Raw genomic sequence first — 14,974 nt, 5'->3', positions numbered from 1 at the left:
CGCGAACCGAACTCAGAAAGTCGGCTCCGGCTCCGGCGGCGCGGCGTCGAATTCGCCTCGCTGCGCTTTGGCGTTGGCGGCGCGGAAATACTCGTCCGGCACGCCATAATGCTGCCCCAGGCGCAGCAGAGAGCCGGAACGGTGCCAGTCTCGGATCACATTATCAACGAACTTTCGGGTATCGGCTTCGCCGCGCCGGGTCCAGATCACGGTCGGCGACGGGATCAACGGGTCGGGCGTTGCTAGCCGGTAGTCCTGCCACTGCGACGCGCTCGGCCCTTCCAGCACCAGATGCATGGCGGGCGAGATATGCACCGACGCGTCGCAGGCGCCGCCCTTCAGCGCCAGCAGCGATTCGGGAATGCCGCGCAGGCCTTTGACGGTCGCGCCATACTCCTGCAATGGACGAGTGAAGTTACTGCCCTGAGAAACGCAGGCCACCTTGCCCTTTAAATCCGCCCAGCTCTTGACGCTGCTCTCTTTAGACACGATCGCCGCTCCGCCGACCAGATTATAGGGCGTCGACGCATAGCTCAGCGCCTCGCTGCGCTCCTGGGTCCACTGAATATTGGCGATCAGCAGATCAACCTTGCCGGACTGCAGAAACTGCACGCGCGTCGAGGCGGTGACTGGTACCACTTCCAACGTCACACCCAGCCGCTGCGCGATATCCTGCCCCAGATCGGTCTGAAAGCCGCCGATCTTGCCGGTTTTCTGATCGAGCAAACCAAACGGCGGAGACGCCCCATCCACCCCCACCACCAGTTTGCCGCGCGCTTTGATCTTATCGAGCGTGGCATCCGCCAGACTGAGTGAAGAAACCAGCGGCAATAGCGTGACTGCCAGTACCGCGCGCAAAAAAAAGATTTTTTTCATAGTTTTTGTACTTTCGTCAGTGATTCCGGTGCGCCAGCGTTTGTCGCGGGGCTGACGGCGCTAAATTTTTTATGCAGTTCCTGAAGCGCCGGCTGCGGCGGCGTAATGCCCAACCGCTTTTCCGTTTCGAGCAGCCAGCCGCTGCGGTGCCAGGTCTGCACCACCCGATCGACGGCGGCGATGGTGTCGGTCTCGCCTTTGCGCGTCCACACTACCGAGTCAGCCGGAAGGATCTCTTCGGCAATCGGCGCGTGGTAGTCCGCCCATTCGCCGCCCTTGCGCACCAGCGGCTGCAGCAAAGTGGAGTCATGTACCGCCGCTACGCACTGGCCGCCTCTCAGCGCCAGCAGCGAATCGGACGAGCTCTTATAACCTTTCGGCAGCGCGCCATAGTCGGCGGCCAGCGGCCGGGTAAAGCTGCTGCCCTGGGAAACGCAGACGGTTTTACCGCGTAAATCCTCCCAGCGGCTGATGCCGCTGTTGCGCAGCGTCAGAGCGGTGCCGCCCACGCGATAAAACGGCGTCGGCGCATAGCCGAGGCTCTGCGCGCGCTCCGCATTCAGCTCCATGGAGGCAATCAGTAAATCCACCCTACCGGCGATTAAAAACTGGGCGCGGGTGGCGGTTTGTACCGGCACCAGCTCCACTTCAACGCCTAAATCGTTGGCCAGGCGGCGCGCCAATTCCGGATTCCAGCCGGTCAACTGTTTAGTTGCCGGGTCAATTGAGCCAAAATCCCCGCCGTTGATCATCACCCCGATAGCGATCTTGCCGCGGGACTGGATTTTATCCAGCGTGGCGTCGGCCTGCGCCACGCCCGGCGATAGCGCCAGCATGAGCGGTAAAATCCGCTTAAGCGACACGACGTTGCGAAAATATTTATTATCCATCAGGTAGTTATTTCCTTATTGCCAGAGCCTGATCTTCCTCATTCAGCCGAACCCCCGCCATCACCCGGCTATAATAAGAGTGGCTGGTGTTCAGCGCGCCGATCGGGTTATGCGCCAGCACCCGATCTTTAACGATCAGGTAAGTGACCGGCGCCTCCGAATGTTTAATAAATAACGAGTCATGGCCGACGCACAGGCCGCTAATCACGTTCAAATCCGTTTTTTCCTTATTGCATAATTCCGCCTGCATGATGGGGTTACACATGGCCTCATACTGACCGGGCCGAATCTTATCCCGGTCTTCAATGCCGACCTCGCACTTGTCCTGCGCCCCGACTTTACACAGCACGCCGAATGCCTGCAGGCCATTAGCGCGCAGGATATCGGCGAAGATACGGTTCTCCTGAATCAGACCGGCGCAGGAAGCGATGCCGATTTTGCGCGCGCCAATCTTTTTAGCGAAAACAATGATCTCTTCCACCCGCGTTAGTTGGCCGTAGTACTGTCCCTCCACCTGCGCGGCTGCCAGCATGATCTTCTTCACCGACTCATCGCCGGCGTATCTGGTCAGGCTCTCCTGCAGCAGATCGTCGCCCTGCGGCGCGGTAGTCAGACACTTGCGCGGAAAGTCGCTGTCATGGCGATAGCAATTGAGGAAATTACATTCTGTACAGCTAAATTTATTAGCCACCAAACCGCTCCATAAAATATAGCGTGAGTATTCCTTACAAAATAAAGGGGAAATGCTGGCGTTGGAAACCAATGATTCTACATTTAGATAGTATAAATATGGCAATAAATAGATATGCTGCTGTGCAGACGCGGTGCTAAAAGCCCAGACCGCTATGTAATAATAGAGAATTAACTATGCCAAATAGTCCTATTAAAAAATACGCAATTAATTATTCGATATTGTCGTTTGGCTCATAATTTTATCCATGTGGGAAATAACGTTACGGTTTATCGCAGCGCTTATTTCACCCGGTAAAAATATATCAATTCCTTAACATAATTATAACCGGGCAATTCAGCCGTCAATATCCGGCAACGGAATATCGCCGCTGAAATCCGGCACTTGGTAACCGCGCTGAATCGCGGGCCGACCGGCCAGACGCAAATACCAGTCACGCACGTGTGGGTAATCATTCAGATTGATGCGCTGGTAGTGAAAGCGCGCCACCCACGGCCACAGCGCAATATCGGCGATGGAATAGTCCTCCGCCACGATCTGGCGCCCGGCGAGATGCCGATTCAGCACGCCATACAGCCGCTGCGCCTCGTCGTGATAGCGTTGTTCCGCATAGGCGGACTTACCGGGAAAGTAGTGCAGAAAATGGTGCGCCTGACCAAGCATGGGACCGAAGCCGCCCATCTGCCACATCAACCACTGCAGGGTGCGATAGCGATCGTCGCCTTGCGAAGCGAGAAAACGGCCGGTTTTATCCGCCAGATAGATCAGAATGGCGCCGGACTCCATCAACGCCAGGCCGCTGTCGCTATCCACAATCGCCGGAATTTTACCGTTCGGGCTAATGGCGCGAAATGCCTCGCTGTGCTGCTCGCCCTTGCCGATATCGACAGCGTGCACCCGATAAGGCAGCGCCAGCTCTTCCAGCAGAATCGAGACCTTACGCCCGTTAGGCGTATTCCAGCTATAGAGATCGATCATGCGCTGACTCCCTGCGCATCGGCCAGCAAGGGATGCTGGCGCAATACGCCGGCCAGCCGGGCGACGCCGGTGCGGATCTGCGATTCGCTCTCTAGCGCGAAGCACAGGCGCAGCCAGTTTTGCGCCGCGTCGCCGTCAACCGCCCAGTCCGGCCCCGGATTAAACGCCACGCCGACCGCCGCCGCGGGCTCCACCAGCGTGCGGGTATCCACTCCCGCGGGCAGCGCCAGCCACAGGAAAATACCGCCCTTCGGCAACCATAACCTGACGCTATCGCCCAGTTCCTGCCGCACCGCCGCCGTCAGCACCGCCAGTTTGCGCGCCAGCGTGGTGCGCAGGCGCTGAATATGTGCGTCAAAGTGGCTGGCAAAATACTCCGCGACGATGATCTGGTCGAGCGCGCCGGTGCCGCCATCGGTTTTTAGCGACACCAGATGGCGCAGAATAACCGGCGACGCGCTCAGATAAGCCACGCGCACCGCCGGGGCCAGCGTTTTGGAAAAAGAGCCGACGTGGATCACCTGCTGGGGACTCAGCGCATACAGAGCCGGCGGCGCCTCATTGCCCTGCCAGACAATATCGGCATAGCATTCATCCTCGACGATCAGAGTGCGGTAGCGCGCCGCCAGTTGTAGCAACTGATGCCGCCGCGTCAGCCCGAGGATCGCGCCGGTGGGATTCTGCACGGTAGGAATGGTATAGATAAACTTCGGCGTCACGCCGCGCTGCGACAGCTCTTCGAGGATCGTCTCCAGAGCATCAATGCGAATTCCCTCCTCATCCAGCGGAATAGCAACGATATTCACCTGGCGGCCGCGCAGTTTACGCAGCGCCCCAGCGTAGGAGAAAGCTTCCACCAGCACGGTATCGCCCGCAGTCAGCAGCAAATTGTTCACCAGATCCAGCGCCGGCCCGGAGCCGGAAGTGATGAGAATATCGTCGATATCCGTCGTGATGCCGCGCGTCGCCAGCTTCTGGCTGACAAAACGGCGCAGATTCTCATTGCCCTGCGCCCCGTGGCCCTGATTGTAAATCGCCAGGCTGCGCCCTTCGCGCCGGATGGCGCTCTGTGCCGCGCTGACTAGCCCCTCCAGCGGGATTAGCTCCGGCGCGTTATGCCCGGCATTAAAAGTGATGTCCGCCATGCCCTGCCAAACGGGCGTAGGCTCTGGCAAACCGGTGCGAAACAGCGCGCGGGGATCGAACGGTATGGCATTCATTTTTTCATTCCTGAATAGCTGCGAATACCTGTTCTTATAACAATCTATTTTTTCTCACAAATAAATATAACAGCTATTGAATTGCACTTACCGAATAACGTCGAGCGGCGGCAATGAATAATAGACCCGCAACCGTGGGAGAAAAAAGGAAAGACAGTGTTCCGGCTGGTAAGCGAATTGACTGGCGTTTGGCGAGTATATTTAATTTAAAACTAATCAAAGGCGAATTAAGCATTTCGCTTTCACTTTTAATTCCCATTTAATTAATTCTGGTATCTTTTGATTTTATTTTCGTCCGCAGGGGGGTACAGGCTAGCCCGCAGCCGGACTTACCACCAGGATGACCTGCCGCTATTACCACGCTCTGCCGCATACCGTCCGGTATCGTTGGAATATATACAGGAGTTGACTTTATGATGTCTATGCCGCTATCAGTCCAGAGCAATCCGCAGGTGAACACCGCCTGGCCCCTGGTACGAATTCATGATGTCCACCTGACGCTAGGCAATACCCCGGTGCTGCAAGGCATCGATTTGCAGGTTTCCCAGGGGGAAGCGCTGACTATCATCGGCCCCTCTGGTTCGGGGAAATCGTCGATCCTGCGCTGCATCAACGGGCTGGTCACCCCGCATCAGGGGGAGATTTTCATCGGCGATACCGGCGTGCATCAGTTGAAAAATGAAAGCGAGCGCATCGCCTTGCGTAAACGCATCGGCTTTGTGTTCCAGCAATACAACCTGTTCCCTCATCTTACTGTTCTGGAAAATCTGATGATTGCGCCCATCCGTATTCTGCGTCAGCCCAAAGATCTGGTGAAAGCGCGCGCCGTGGCGTTACTGGCGCGCGTGCGGCTGGAAAACAAGGCCAACAACTACCCCGGCGAACTGTCAGGCGGCCAGCAACAGCGGGTGGCCATCGCCCGAACTCTGACAATGGATCCGGAACTGGTGCTATTCGATGAGGTAACCTCGGCGCTGGATCCTGAAACCGTCGGCGAAGTGCTGGCGGTGATCCGCGAGCTGATTGGCGAAGGGATGACTTGCATCCTGGTCACTCATGAAATGCGCTTCGCCCAGGAGGTCAGCGACCGCGTCGTGTTTACCGAACACGGCCTGATTATAGAACAGGGCACGCCGGAGCAAGTATTTCGTCATCCGCAAAATCTGCGCACCCACGCTTTTATCAATGCGTTGAGCAGTTGAGGGCATACCTATCCGTTGCTGAGTTGCCGCTCGCCGCTTCTTGTCCGTGGAGTTTCAGCGTATGACCTTGCGGAAGTGGATAGCGTCTCCGGTTCCCTACGCCACGACGGCAGTCGGCCGAGACGCACACAAAAAAATGCCGACGAAAACGTCGGCATGGTGTGAATCAATTGTGCTATGCAGTAATTCAAAAAAGGAAGTAAGACAATATGGAGCGCAACGCCCATCGCTTGACGTTGCATTCACCTGCGTCAGTGATAGTGCCGTACAGCAGCATGAAAAATGTTGATATTGCTCAATATCGCCGTTCTTTTTCGCGTAATTGCCAGACTTCTGTGACGTGTTACACAATAACCATTATCAGACATTCATAACCATTTACTGCGTTTTAACCACCAGGCAACGCCTACCACCAATCCCACCAACATTACACAAAACGTGATGAATCCCAGCGAGGAATTGTTGCCGGGAATGCCGCCCAAGTTGACACCAAATAAGCCGGTTAAAAAGGTTGTGGGCAGAAAAACCATCGCCAGAAGCGACATCGTATAGGTCCGCCGGTTCATCGCATCCGTCATCAGCGTGGTGACTTCGTCTGATAGCACCGTCGTGCGTGCGATACTGGCATCCAAATCTTCCAGTCCGCGGCCTAATCTGTCGGCGATTTCCTGCATTCTGCGCCGGTCGTCATCCTGCATCCAGGGAAACTTCTCCACCGAAAGACGAGAAAATACATCTCGCTGAGGCGTCATATAACGCCGTAATACAATTAACTGCTTGCGGATCAGCGCCAGCTCGCCCTGCTGCGGCGTTTTCTGCTCCAGTAGGTCCTCTTCCAGCGCGATGATACTTTCATGTAAATCATCGATAAAATCACTGGCGTGGTCGGTCAGCGCTTCCGCAATGGAAACCAGCCAGCTTCCGCTATCGGTAGGGCCATGACCCTCTTTCAGATCGTCCAGCACTTCATCAATGGCCGCCAGTTTTCGCCGCCGGGTAGAAATGATCAGGCTATCCGTAATGAAAACCCGCAAAGCGACCAATTGATCCGGCCGCGCATTTTCATTGCGATTAATGCTGCGCAGCGTAATCATCGTCCCCTCGCCCAACCGGGTGACTCTGGGGCGCACGCTTTCTCCCAACAGCGCATCCCGTACGCTATCCGGTACCAGGCTGGTTTCCGTCAGCCAGTCCGCACTATCGCGTTGCGTAGAGTCGAGATGCAGCCAGCAAGGTTTCGTGCTGGTTACCACGTCATCATCGATTATCGGCGCGATCCCGCCGTCGCCGTTCAACTGATACGCATAAACAGCACCGGTATGTTGTAGTTCTTTTCCTTTAAAGGGTTCCACGCTTGCCTCCGGTGATGATTCATTACTTCCGATACATCTGAACAATCATTTTTCTAAACCAAACAAACAGCGTCACAGCCACAATAAACACCAATACGACCTTACAGCATCTGGGTTGTCATTGCCGGAAAGAGAGAAGCCCGGCTTCACGTCCCATGCGGAGGATGAAGCCGAGAGACCGGTCGAACGGTCTTTGATTTAGTGCTTAATGATATAGAGCATGTGGCTGTATGCCACGTCTTCAGGGTTGGTGATGGGGTAACCTTTAACCCAGGGCTTAATCAAACGGCCGTTGGTGTACTGATAGATTGGCGCGATAGGCGCCTCTTCCATCAGAATTTGCTCGGCTCTATTGTAATCGTCATTCAACGCCCGCGCATTGGTCTGATTACTGGCCTCGTCCAGCAGCTTATCGTAATCGGCGTTTTTAAAACGTGCCAGATTACCGCTGTGCTGGGAGGTTAATAACGACAGGAAAGTGGACGCTTCGTTGTAATCCCCAACCCAGGACGCCCGTACCACGTCAAAATTACCGCTGTTGCGGCTGTCAATATAGGTCTGCCACTCCTGATTGGATAATTTTACATCGACGCCTAATTTTGTTTTCCACATCGAGGCGATGGCAACGGCGATCTTCTGATGGCTTTCCGATGAATTATAGAGCAGCGACAATTTCAGCGGCTTGCCGGGTCCGTAGCCGGCGGCGGACATCAACGCCTTGGCCTGCGCATCCAACTCGGCCTGCGAATATTGCTGCAACAGACTTTCCGTCGGTTTAAATCCGGCGGTCACATCAGGCGTAAAGTGATAAGCCGGTTTTTCACCGGTTCCCAAGACTTTTTCCGCGATAATTTTTCGATCGATCGCATAAGAGAGCGCTTTTCTCACGCGCACATCGCTCGTCGGCGCCCGCTGGGTGTTAAATGCGTAGTAATAGGTTCCCAACTGTTCCGGCGTATAAACCTGACCGGGCAAATCTTTCAGCAGCTTCTGGTACATGTTTTTAGGAAATGACTCGGTGATATCAATATCGCCGGCCAAATAGCGTTTCGTCGCATTCGACTCCTGATTAATGGGAACGAAAGTCACTTTGGTTAATTGGGTATTGGCGTGGTCCCAATAATATTCGTTTGGCGCCAGCACCAGTTTTTCGTTTACCACCCGCTGTTGCAGTTTAAATGCGCCGTTTCCCACCAGGTTGCCGGGTTTTGTCCAGTCGTTGCCATATTTTTCTATGGTCGCCTGATGAACCGGAAACAGGCTGAAATTAGCGGCCAGGCTGACAAAATAAGGCACCGGCCTGCTGAGCTGCACCTTCAGCGTATGGTCATCAACCGCCGTTACCCCCAACTGATCGGCGGGCAATTTGCCGTCAATGATTTGATCGGCATTGACAATCCCGGCCAAACGGGCAAACCAGGCGAAAGTCGAGGAGTTTTCCGGCGCGACCAAGCGGCGCCAGCTATAGACAAAATCCTTTGCCGTAACCGGGTCGCCGTTGGACCAGCGCGCATCATTACGTAAGGTAAACATGAAAGTGCGGTTATCGCTGGTTTGCCAGCGTTGCGCGACGCCTGGAACGATATTGCCATGTTCGTCCTGATTGACCAGCCCTTCAAACAGATCCCGCGAAACCTGCGCTTCCGGCAGGCCCACCGCTTTTATCGGATCTAACGATGCCGGCTCATCTTTGATGTGACGCACAATTTCCTGTTTTTCTGCTAACTGGGTCCCAGCCGGAACTTGCGCTGCGGCGGCGCTCCCGGCCACGACCGCGAACAGCGCGGCATATAATGCAGAATGACCATGTCCCATAGTGATTTATCTCAGATAATGATGAAGTTACTGAATAATATAATAGTCAGAAAATGCGCGATGCGACCAGGGGTTACGTTCATATTGTCGTATTTAGCTCAATCCGCATCAGAGGTGCTATTTTCAATCTCAGCCGTTATGATGAAAAAAGTTAAAGACATTGATAGGCAAACAAATGGGAAATGACACTATCGCCCTGCGGGCTCGCCATCTACGAGGCCCTCTTCCTTCGCTGGGTGAGCCTTATGGGAAATCACTGTTGGGGGCGCCATTGCTCTATTTTCCGGCCGAGCTGCCGGGGCGGAACAGCGGGCTGATTATTGCCGGCACACACGGCGATGAAAGCGCATCCATCGTGACGCTGTCTTGTGCGTTGCGAACCTTATTGCCTGGGCAACGCCGGCACCATGTGGTTCTGACCATTAATCCCGATGGTTGTCAGTTAGGGTTACGGGCGAATGCCAACGGCGTCGATCTTAATCGTAACTTCCCCGCGGAGAACTGGCAGTCGGGCAATACCGTATACCGCTGGAACAGCGACGCCGACGAACGCGACGTGACGCTGTCCACCGGGGCGGCTCCCTCGTCGGAACCTGAAACAAAGGCGCTGTGCGGATTGGTTGAGAAACTTAATCCCGCCTGGGTTGTCTCTTTTCATGAGCCGCTCGCCTGTATTGACGATCCGCTGAGTTCGGAATTGGGGCAATGGCTGGCACGACAATTCGATTTACCGTTAGTAACCGGTGTAGGTTACGACACCCCCGGCTCCTTCGGCAGTTGGTGCGCCAATCGGATGTTGCCGTGTGTGACTGCGGAACTGCCGCCGATATCGGTAGACGCCGCCAGCGAACGTTACCTCGACGCAATGACCGCATTGCTATGTCATAATTTTGATATCAATGTTGCCGATACTGCCTTAAACTGAGCAGCATGTTAATAACCTGTAAGTAATTAGAGGACGCATACATGTCACAGAACGTACATTTCCAAGGCAATCCCGTACCATTGGCCGGCTCTTTCCCCGCAAAAGGCGATAAAGCCAAAGCCTTTACACTGGTTGCCAAAGACCTGTCGGACGTCTCTCTCAGTAGCTATGCTGGCAAACGTAAAATCCTGAACATCTTCCCCAGCATCGATACCGGAGTATGTGCCGCATCCGTGCGCAAATTCAATCAGTTGGCTTCAGAACTGGATAACACGGTGGTTCTGTGCATTTCTGCCGACCTGCCGTTTGCGCAAGCCCGTTTTTGCGGGGCTGAAGGATTGAATAATGTGGTGGTGCTTTCTACCCTGCGTGGCGCTGAGTTCAAAGAAAACTATGGCGTTGCCATCGCTGACGGCGCGCTGAAAGGTCTGACCGCACGAGCAGTGGTTGTTCTGGATGAAAACGACAATGTCGTGTACAGCGAGCTGGTGAACGAAATCACCACCGAACCGGATTACGATAAAGCCCTGGCGGCGTTTAAGTAATACCGTAAGTCGGAATACAAAATCCGATAAGACAGATTATCCGTTCTTATCCGCAAAAAATCCGGTAGCCAATGGCCTGCCGGATTTTTTTATCCGGTTCATCGACAACAACAAACGACATCAGTTGCCGTGGCCTACCACCTATTAACTGCCCTTGTATCATCATCCACGATCAGTACAGTGCCCTCACGGCTAAGGGCGCGCCATCATAATGTCCACGATCGTATCGGCGCATCACTTATTGCGCTGGAAGCGCCGCAGGCACTGACGTCAGCGATGGTTGACTTCTTAAAACAGCCTGATTGACACTCGGAGATTATAACTACGTGCGGCCTGATATGGACGACGTCAAATAATGGCGACCGTATGCTGGTATATATGCCGGACGAAGAGCAAGATAAAGACCGGTTGGATAGACTGCCCAGGCTTGAATTTCCGGCCGGAACGAACAGGTTTCCAACCGGTGAATGTTTTATGCAAGAGGTTCATCTATGTTTTCATTAACCACGCCGCGATTGCTCATCCGCCCTTGTCACAACGATGACATACCGCAACTCGTGGACGCGGTGCAAGAATCAGTGGAAACCGTGGGCCGCTGGTTGTCCTGGTGTACCCGCGAATATGACGCAGTCAAATGCACACAGTGGGTTATGCACTGTAAACACCATATTCAGGCCGGCATCGCCTTTGATTTCGGCATATTTAATCAGGCATCGGGCGAGTTGGTCGGCGCTATCGGCATTAACAATATCCAACCGATGTATCAGATGGGTAATATCGGCTACTGGGTACGCCAGTCCGCGCAGAGACAAGGGATCGCGCTGGAAGCGGTAGACGCTATCATCCGCTTTGGCTTCGAGCAACTGGGGCTGACCCGGTTGGAGATTGTGGCGGCGGAACACAACCGCCCCAGCCGTCGCGTCGCGGAAAAAACCGGGGCGCACTTTGAAGGTATCGCCAGAAACCGGCTGATTGTCGGCAATCGTTTGTTAAACGCCGCCATGTATTCGTTGATCCCGGCGGATAGGGATTTCATGAGAGGTGAAAAAGTTACGATGTAACTTCGGACCATTGACCAAAGCCCTAATTCACCTTTGTCATCCCGCGTCCCCTATGCTATCTCCCTTAGCCTCTTGCTATTGTCTTTCCCCGTAGCCCATATGCTATTCCCGTAGCCTCTGGTTATTGTCATTCCCCTTAGCCCCTTTGTCATTCCCGCTCCCCACCACTGTCATTCCCGCAGTAGTAGGCGGGAATCACCTGCTGAAACCGTAAACAACCATTGGCTGATTCCCGCTTGCGCGGGAATGACGGGTTTAGGAAGTTTAGACATCGCTTTAAAGTTACAATGTAACTTAATTACCCGTTTGCCAATCGCTTTTTCTGCTGTACACCTTGCCCTTTCGCCATAACATTCAGACCGTTATGACTCGTCCTCTTCGCCCGCGCCTTTACGGCTGCTGAGGCCATATTCCCGCAGTTTGTTGGCAATCGCCGTGTGCGATACGCCCAGGCGTTTCGCCAGCTTACGGGTACTGGGATAGGTCTGATACAAGCGGGTTAACACCGAGCGTTCAAAACGTTTGCTGATATCGTCCAGCGAGCCTTCCAACAGTTCTTCACTCTGTGGAATTTCAACCGAAAACGCCGGCAGTTCAATATTCCGCATGCTTAATTCATTGCCTTCCAACTGCGTCAGCGCACGGTAAATCGCATTCTTCAACTGGCGGATATTCCCCGGCCAGCCATACTGCGGCAGAAACTGGTACAGATCGGCGGCCAGCTTCGGCCGCGGAATGCCCTGCTCATCGGCAAACCGCGCCACGAACAGTTCCGTCAGCGGCATGATATCCGCCGGGCGTTCACGCAGCGGCGGCAACGTCAGGGTCAAGACATTAAGCCGGTAATAGAGATCCTCACGGAATTCGCCGCGCTGCACCATTTCCAACAGGTTTTTCTTGGTCGCACAGATAACCCGCACATCCACATGCACTTCGTGATCTTCACCTACCCGGCGAAACGTTCCGTCATTGATAAAACGCAGCAGTTTGATCTGCATCTGCGCCGACATCTCGCCGACCTCATCCAGCAGCACCGAGCCGCCGTTAGCCTGCTCGAAAAAGCCTTTCTTGCCTTCCAACGCATTCGGATAGGCTCCCGGCGCATGACCGTAAAGCTCGCTTTCCATCACCTCATCGGGCAGCGCCGCACAGTTCAGCGCCAAAAACGCTTTCTTGCCGCGCGGGCCGTGTAAGTGACAGGCGTTAGCCAGCATATCCTTACCGGTGCCGGTCTCGCCCACGATCAGCAGCGGCGCATCCAGCATCGCCAGTTTCCGCGCCTGTTCAATCACCTGACGCATTTTAGGACTGACCGCCACCATATGTTCAAACGCGCGGTCATCGTTAACCGATAGATCCTGCAATTGCCGCCCCATCCGCACGGCGGATTTCAGCATCAACAGTGCGCCGGCCGCTGATTTCTTACCGGCATCGTCTTCCAGATGAATCGGCGTAATTTCCAGCAGGAAATCTTGTCCGCGCACCACCACGCGCTGCGTGACCGACGGGCTCCCTTGCTCCAGCCAGTCCGTGAAAGAGTATCCGGCGATAAGCGTTGAGACGGACAGGTTATAAAGTTTTTCCATGGTAGCGCCAAACAGGCTGGCGGCCGCAGGATTGGCCAGTTCAATCTTGCCTTTCATATCGAGCGAAAATACCGGCTCAGGCATGGAATTCAGCAGCGCGTTCAACGCCCGGTGTTCGCGTTCGGAAGGCATAAAGGCAACGGTTCGAACATCGCTAACGCTTTCAATACGGCGGATTTCCGCCATCAAAGTACGGAAATCATCAAAATCCAGCGTGGCGAAATTAAGATAAATACGGCCGATAGGATCGATTTCTATGCCACGCAAATCGATATTGCGCGATGCCAGAAGATCCAACAATTCGTGGGCCAAACCAATACGGTCTTCACAAAAGACTTCCAGACGCATCAACGACTACCTTATTCATACGCGACAGGGCAATAAAGATTGATGATACCCTTTCACTTCCATCAGATGAAGCGACGTGTCAGGAAAAGTTGACAGTCACCGCTTTCCTTGCCGCAACGCGATTTTTTTAGCCATTATTACCCTCTCCCTTGTCAGAGTAAGGAGCTAACCGATCAAAAACGCAGAGCCTTCCCTTCTCCGCGTTGAAAAAACGTGCTAACTCATTAAAAATTCAGAGTTTCCCCGTCCCCTGCGAAGAGAAACGCTGACGAAAACCGATTACCAATACGGCTGCCACGGCATGGTCATGCGAACCAGGGCTTCCACATAAAAATAGTCTCCCCAGCTACAGCATTCATCAACGCCTTTATTGCTGGCCAGATGATATACCGAGTGTTTCAACACGCCGTCGCATTCATCATGTTCTTGCGCCAGATAATGCCGGCTGAGTGACGACATAATGAACCGCGCCCACGCTTCATAGGCTGCCTTGTCAGGATCAGATACCGGCAGTTGTTTACTCAATTCCAGCAGACCGCAAACCGCGATCGCCGCCGATGAGCTATCACGCAGCGCATCGGTTCCCAGCAAGGCCAAATCCCAATGGCAAACGCCATCCTCCGGCAACCGGTTAAGAAAGTAATTGGCAAGGCATTTGGATAATTCGATCATCTGCCGATCGCCGGTATAGCGATAGCTGAGCAGAAAGCCGTAAATCCCCCACGCCTGGCCGCGCGACCAGCAGGAGTCGTCGGCATATCCCTGTTGAGTATTGCCGTAACGCGGCGCCCCGGTCGCGGTATCCATATAATAGGTATGGTAAGTCGAAGCATCCGGCCTGATCAGATAACGGGCCGCCTGATGCACATGCGCTGTGGCGGCATCCGCAAACCGGCTATCGCCAGTTTGTTCCGTCGCCCAATACAGCAGGGGAAGGTTCATGTTGCAATCGATGATCATCCTGCCCGCCTGTCGCGGATCCTGCAGATTGCCCCAGGCCTGGATGATCCGCGCTTTGGCGTGAAAACGTTCCAGTAAGGCTTCCGCCGCCAGCAGGGAAAAGCCGCGCGCCTGACGATTATCGGTTAGTCGCCAGGCGCTGACGCAGGATAACGTATAGAGGAAACCCAAATCATGCGTTTCCGTATCCTGCCGTCCGGCTATCCGTGCGCCGAAAGATCGGACATGCCGTTGCGCCAGATGACGATACTTTTCATCGCCGGTCATTTCCCACGCCAGCCACAGCTGCCCCGACCAGAAACTGGTGGTCCACTCCACGTTTTCAGTCAGCGGATAATACCCATTAACCCCGGCCTCCCCTGGAAAACGCTCGCCAAAATTCCGCATATTGCGATCAATGATGCTGAGTACCCGCTCCCGCGCGCGCGTCAGATCATTTTGTAGTGCAAGCTGGTCAACCGTCACCAATTTACGGGTCTGCAGCGGTTCTTTAGTAACATCAACAACCATGGGTTTCTCCCTTAT

The 14,974-nt window shown here is 54.4% G+C and carries 13 protein-coding genes; 4 read left to right on the top strand and 9 right to left on the bottom strand.

The window, feature by feature from the left end; genetic code table 11:
* Nucleotides 1-12: 12 nt before the first annotated feature.
* The 5 genes from ACN28R_RS07090 to ACN28R_RS07070 all read right to left on the bottom strand — a co-directional run bounded on the left by ACN28R_RS07090 (nucleotide 13) and on the right by ACN28R_RS07070 (nucleotide 4,655).
* Nucleotides 13-876 carry a transporter substrate-binding domain-containing protein gene (locus ACN28R_RS07090; protein WP_095834019.1) on the bottom strand — a complete coding sequence of 288 codons (864 nt, stop codon included), beginning with the start codon at nucleotides 874-876 and terminating at the stop codon, nucleotides 13-15.
* Complete coding sequence (locus ACN28R_RS07085) at nucleotides 873-1,766, bottom strand: transporter substrate-binding domain-containing protein (RefSeq protein WP_095834018.1); 894 nt, start codon at nucleotides 1,764-1,766, stop codon at nucleotides 873-875. The genes ACN28R_RS07090 and ACN28R_RS07085 overlap by 4 nt, the downstream gene beginning before the upstream one ends.
* A 7-nt stretch (nucleotides 1,767-1,773) precedes the next feature.
* Nucleotides 1,774-2,457, bottom strand: coding sequence for a DUF1847 domain-containing protein (locus ACN28R_RS07080; RefSeq protein ID WP_095835754.1), 684 nt, complete (start codon nucleotides 2,455-2,457; stop codon nucleotides 1,774-1,776).
* Nucleotides 2,458-2,793: 336 nt separating this feature from the next.
* Nucleotides 2,794-3,435 carry a glutathione S-transferase family protein gene (locus ACN28R_RS07075; RefSeq protein ID WP_095834017.1) on the bottom strand — a complete coding sequence of 214 codons (642 nt, stop codon included), beginning with the start codon at nucleotides 3,433-3,435 and terminating at the stop codon, nucleotides 2,794-2,796.
* Nucleotides 3,432-4,655, bottom strand: coding sequence for an aminotransferase-like domain-containing protein (locus tag ACN28R_RS07070; protein ID WP_095834016.1), 1,224 nt, complete (start codon nucleotides 4,653-4,655; stop codon nucleotides 3,432-3,434). Before ACN28R_RS07070 ends, ACN28R_RS07075 begins: the two co-directional genes overlap by 4 nt.
* A gap of 413 nt (nucleotides 4,656-5,068) precedes the next feature.
* Here ACN28R_RS07070 and ACN28R_RS07065 point away from each other — a divergent pair, with 413 nt between their 5' ends.
* Nucleotides 5,069-5,857: an amino acid ABC transporter ATP-binding protein gene (locus tag ACN28R_RS07065; protein ID WP_095834015.1), complete on the top strand. Its 789-nt coding sequence runs from the start codon at nucleotides 5,069-5,071 to the stop codon at nucleotides 5,855-5,857.
* A 368-nt stretch (nucleotides 5,858-6,225) separates the two neighbouring features.
* Here ACN28R_RS07065 and zntB read toward each other — a convergent pair whose 3' ends face one another.
* Both zntB and ACN28R_RS07055 read right to left on the bottom strand, forming a co-directional pair.
* The gene (gene zntB / locus ACN28R_RS07060) at nucleotides 6,226-7,209 is read right to left on the bottom strand and encodes a zinc transporter ZntB (RefSeq protein WP_095834014.1); all 984 of its coding nucleotides are present in this window, start codon (nucleotides 7,207-7,209) and stop codon (nucleotides 6,226-6,228) included.
* Nucleotides 7,210-7,407: 198 nt separating this feature from the next.
* A complete protein-coding gene (locus ACN28R_RS07055) occupies nucleotides 7,408-9,024 on the bottom strand; it encodes a peptide ABC transporter substrate-binding protein (RefSeq protein WP_048638768.1) in 1,617 nt (538 codons plus the stop codon).
* Nucleotides 9,025-9,199: 175 nt separating this feature from the next.
* On the opposite strand from ACN28R_RS07055, the gene mpaA reads away from it, so the two are divergent.
* The 3 genes from mpaA to ACN28R_RS07040 all read left to right on the top strand — a co-directional run bounded on the left by mpaA (nucleotide 9,200) and on the right by ACN28R_RS07040 (nucleotide 11,555).
* Nucleotides 9,200-9,949 carry a murein tripeptide amidase MpaA gene (gene mpaA / locus ACN28R_RS07050; RefSeq protein ID WP_095834013.1) on the top strand — a complete coding sequence of 250 codons (750 nt, stop codon included), beginning with the start codon at nucleotides 9,200-9,202 and terminating at the stop codon, nucleotides 9,947-9,949.
* 41 nt (nucleotides 9,950-9,990) lie between these two features.
* Nucleotides 9,991-10,494, top strand: a complete 504-nt coding sequence (gene tpx, locus ACN28R_RS07045) for a thiol peroxidase (protein ID WP_048638765.1) — start codon at nucleotides 9,991-9,993, stop codon at nucleotides 10,492-10,494.
* Nucleotides 10,495-10,985: 491 nt separating this feature from the next.
* The gene (locus ACN28R_RS07040) at nucleotides 10,986-11,555 is read left to right on the top strand and encodes a GNAT family N-acetyltransferase (RefSeq protein ID WP_048638764.1); all 570 of its coding nucleotides are present in this window, start codon (nucleotides 10,986-10,988) and stop codon (nucleotides 11,553-11,555) included.
* Between the two features lie 362 nt (nucleotides 11,556-11,917).
* On the opposite strand, the gene tyrR is transcribed toward ACN28R_RS07040, so the two are convergent.
* The gene (gene tyrR, locus ACN28R_RS07035) at nucleotides 11,918-13,489 is read right to left on the bottom strand and encodes a transcriptional regulator TyrR (protein ID WP_048638763.1); all 1,572 of its coding nucleotides are present in this window, start codon (nucleotides 13,487-13,489) and stop codon (nucleotides 11,918-11,920) included.
* A gap of 279 nt (nucleotides 13,490-13,768) precedes the next feature.
* Nucleotides 13,769-14,959: a glycoside hydrolase family 88 protein gene (locus ACN28R_RS07030; RefSeq protein ID WP_095834012.1), complete on the bottom strand. Its 1,191-nt coding sequence runs from the start codon at nucleotides 14,957-14,959 to the stop codon at nucleotides 13,769-13,771.
* Nucleotides 14,960-14,974 lie beyond the last annotated feature (15 nt).

It is taken from the genome of Brenneria goodwinii, assembly GCF_002291445.1.
Classification (GTDB): Bacteria; Pseudomonadota; Gammaproteobacteria; order Enterobacterales; family Enterobacteriaceae; genus Brenneria; species Brenneria goodwinii.
The sequence above is the reverse complement of the archived record's forward strand: the minus strand, read 5'-3'. Positions and strand labels throughout refer to the sequence as shown.

What these genes read in the sequence shown, in the direction of transcription:
- ACN28R_RS07065 (WP_095834015.1), top strand. Translation starts at nt 5,069, where the DNA reads ATGATGTCTATGCCGCTATCAGTCCAGAGCAATCCGCAGGTGAACACC.
- ACN28R_RS07070 (WP_095834016.1), bottom strand. Translation starts at nt 4,655, where the DNA reads ATGAATGCCATACCGTTCGATCCCCGCGCGCTGTTTCGCACCGGTTTG.
- ACN28R_RS07030 (WP_095834012.1), bottom strand. Translation starts at nt 14,959, where the DNA reads ATGGTTGTTGATGTTACTAAAGAACCGCTGCAGACCCGTAAATTGGTG.
- mpaA (WP_095834013.1), top strand. Translation starts at nt 9,200, where the DNA reads ATGGGAAATGACACTATCGCCCTGCGGGCTCGCCATCTACGAGGCCCT.
- ACN28R_RS07085 (WP_095834018.1), bottom strand. Translation starts at nt 1,766, where the DNA reads ATGGATAATAAATATTTTCGCAACGTCGTGTCGCTTAAGCGGATTTTA.
- ACN28R_RS07075 (WP_095834017.1), bottom strand. Translation starts at nt 3,435, where the DNA reads ATGATCGATCTCTATAGCTGGAATACGCCTAACGGGCGTAAGGTCTCG.
- tyrR (WP_048638763.1), bottom strand. Translation starts at nt 13,489, where the DNA reads ATGCGTCTGGAAGTCTTTTGTGAAGACCGTATTGGTTTGGCCCACGAA.
- tpx (WP_048638765.1), top strand. Translation starts at nt 9,991, where the DNA reads ATGTCACAGAACGTACATTTCCAAGGCAATCCCGTACCATTGGCCGGC.
- ACN28R_RS07040 (WP_048638764.1), top strand. Translation starts at nt 10,986, where the DNA reads ATGTTTTCATTAACCACGCCGCGATTGCTCATCCGCCCTTGTCACAAC.
- ACN28R_RS07055 (WP_048638768.1), bottom strand. Translation starts at nt 9,024, where the DNA reads ATGGGACATGGTCATTCTGCATTATATGCCGCGCTGTTCGCGGTCGTG.
- ACN28R_RS07090 (WP_095834019.1), bottom strand. Translation starts at nt 876, where the DNA reads ATGAAAAAAATCTTTTTTTTGCGCGCGGTACTGGCAGTCACGCTATTG.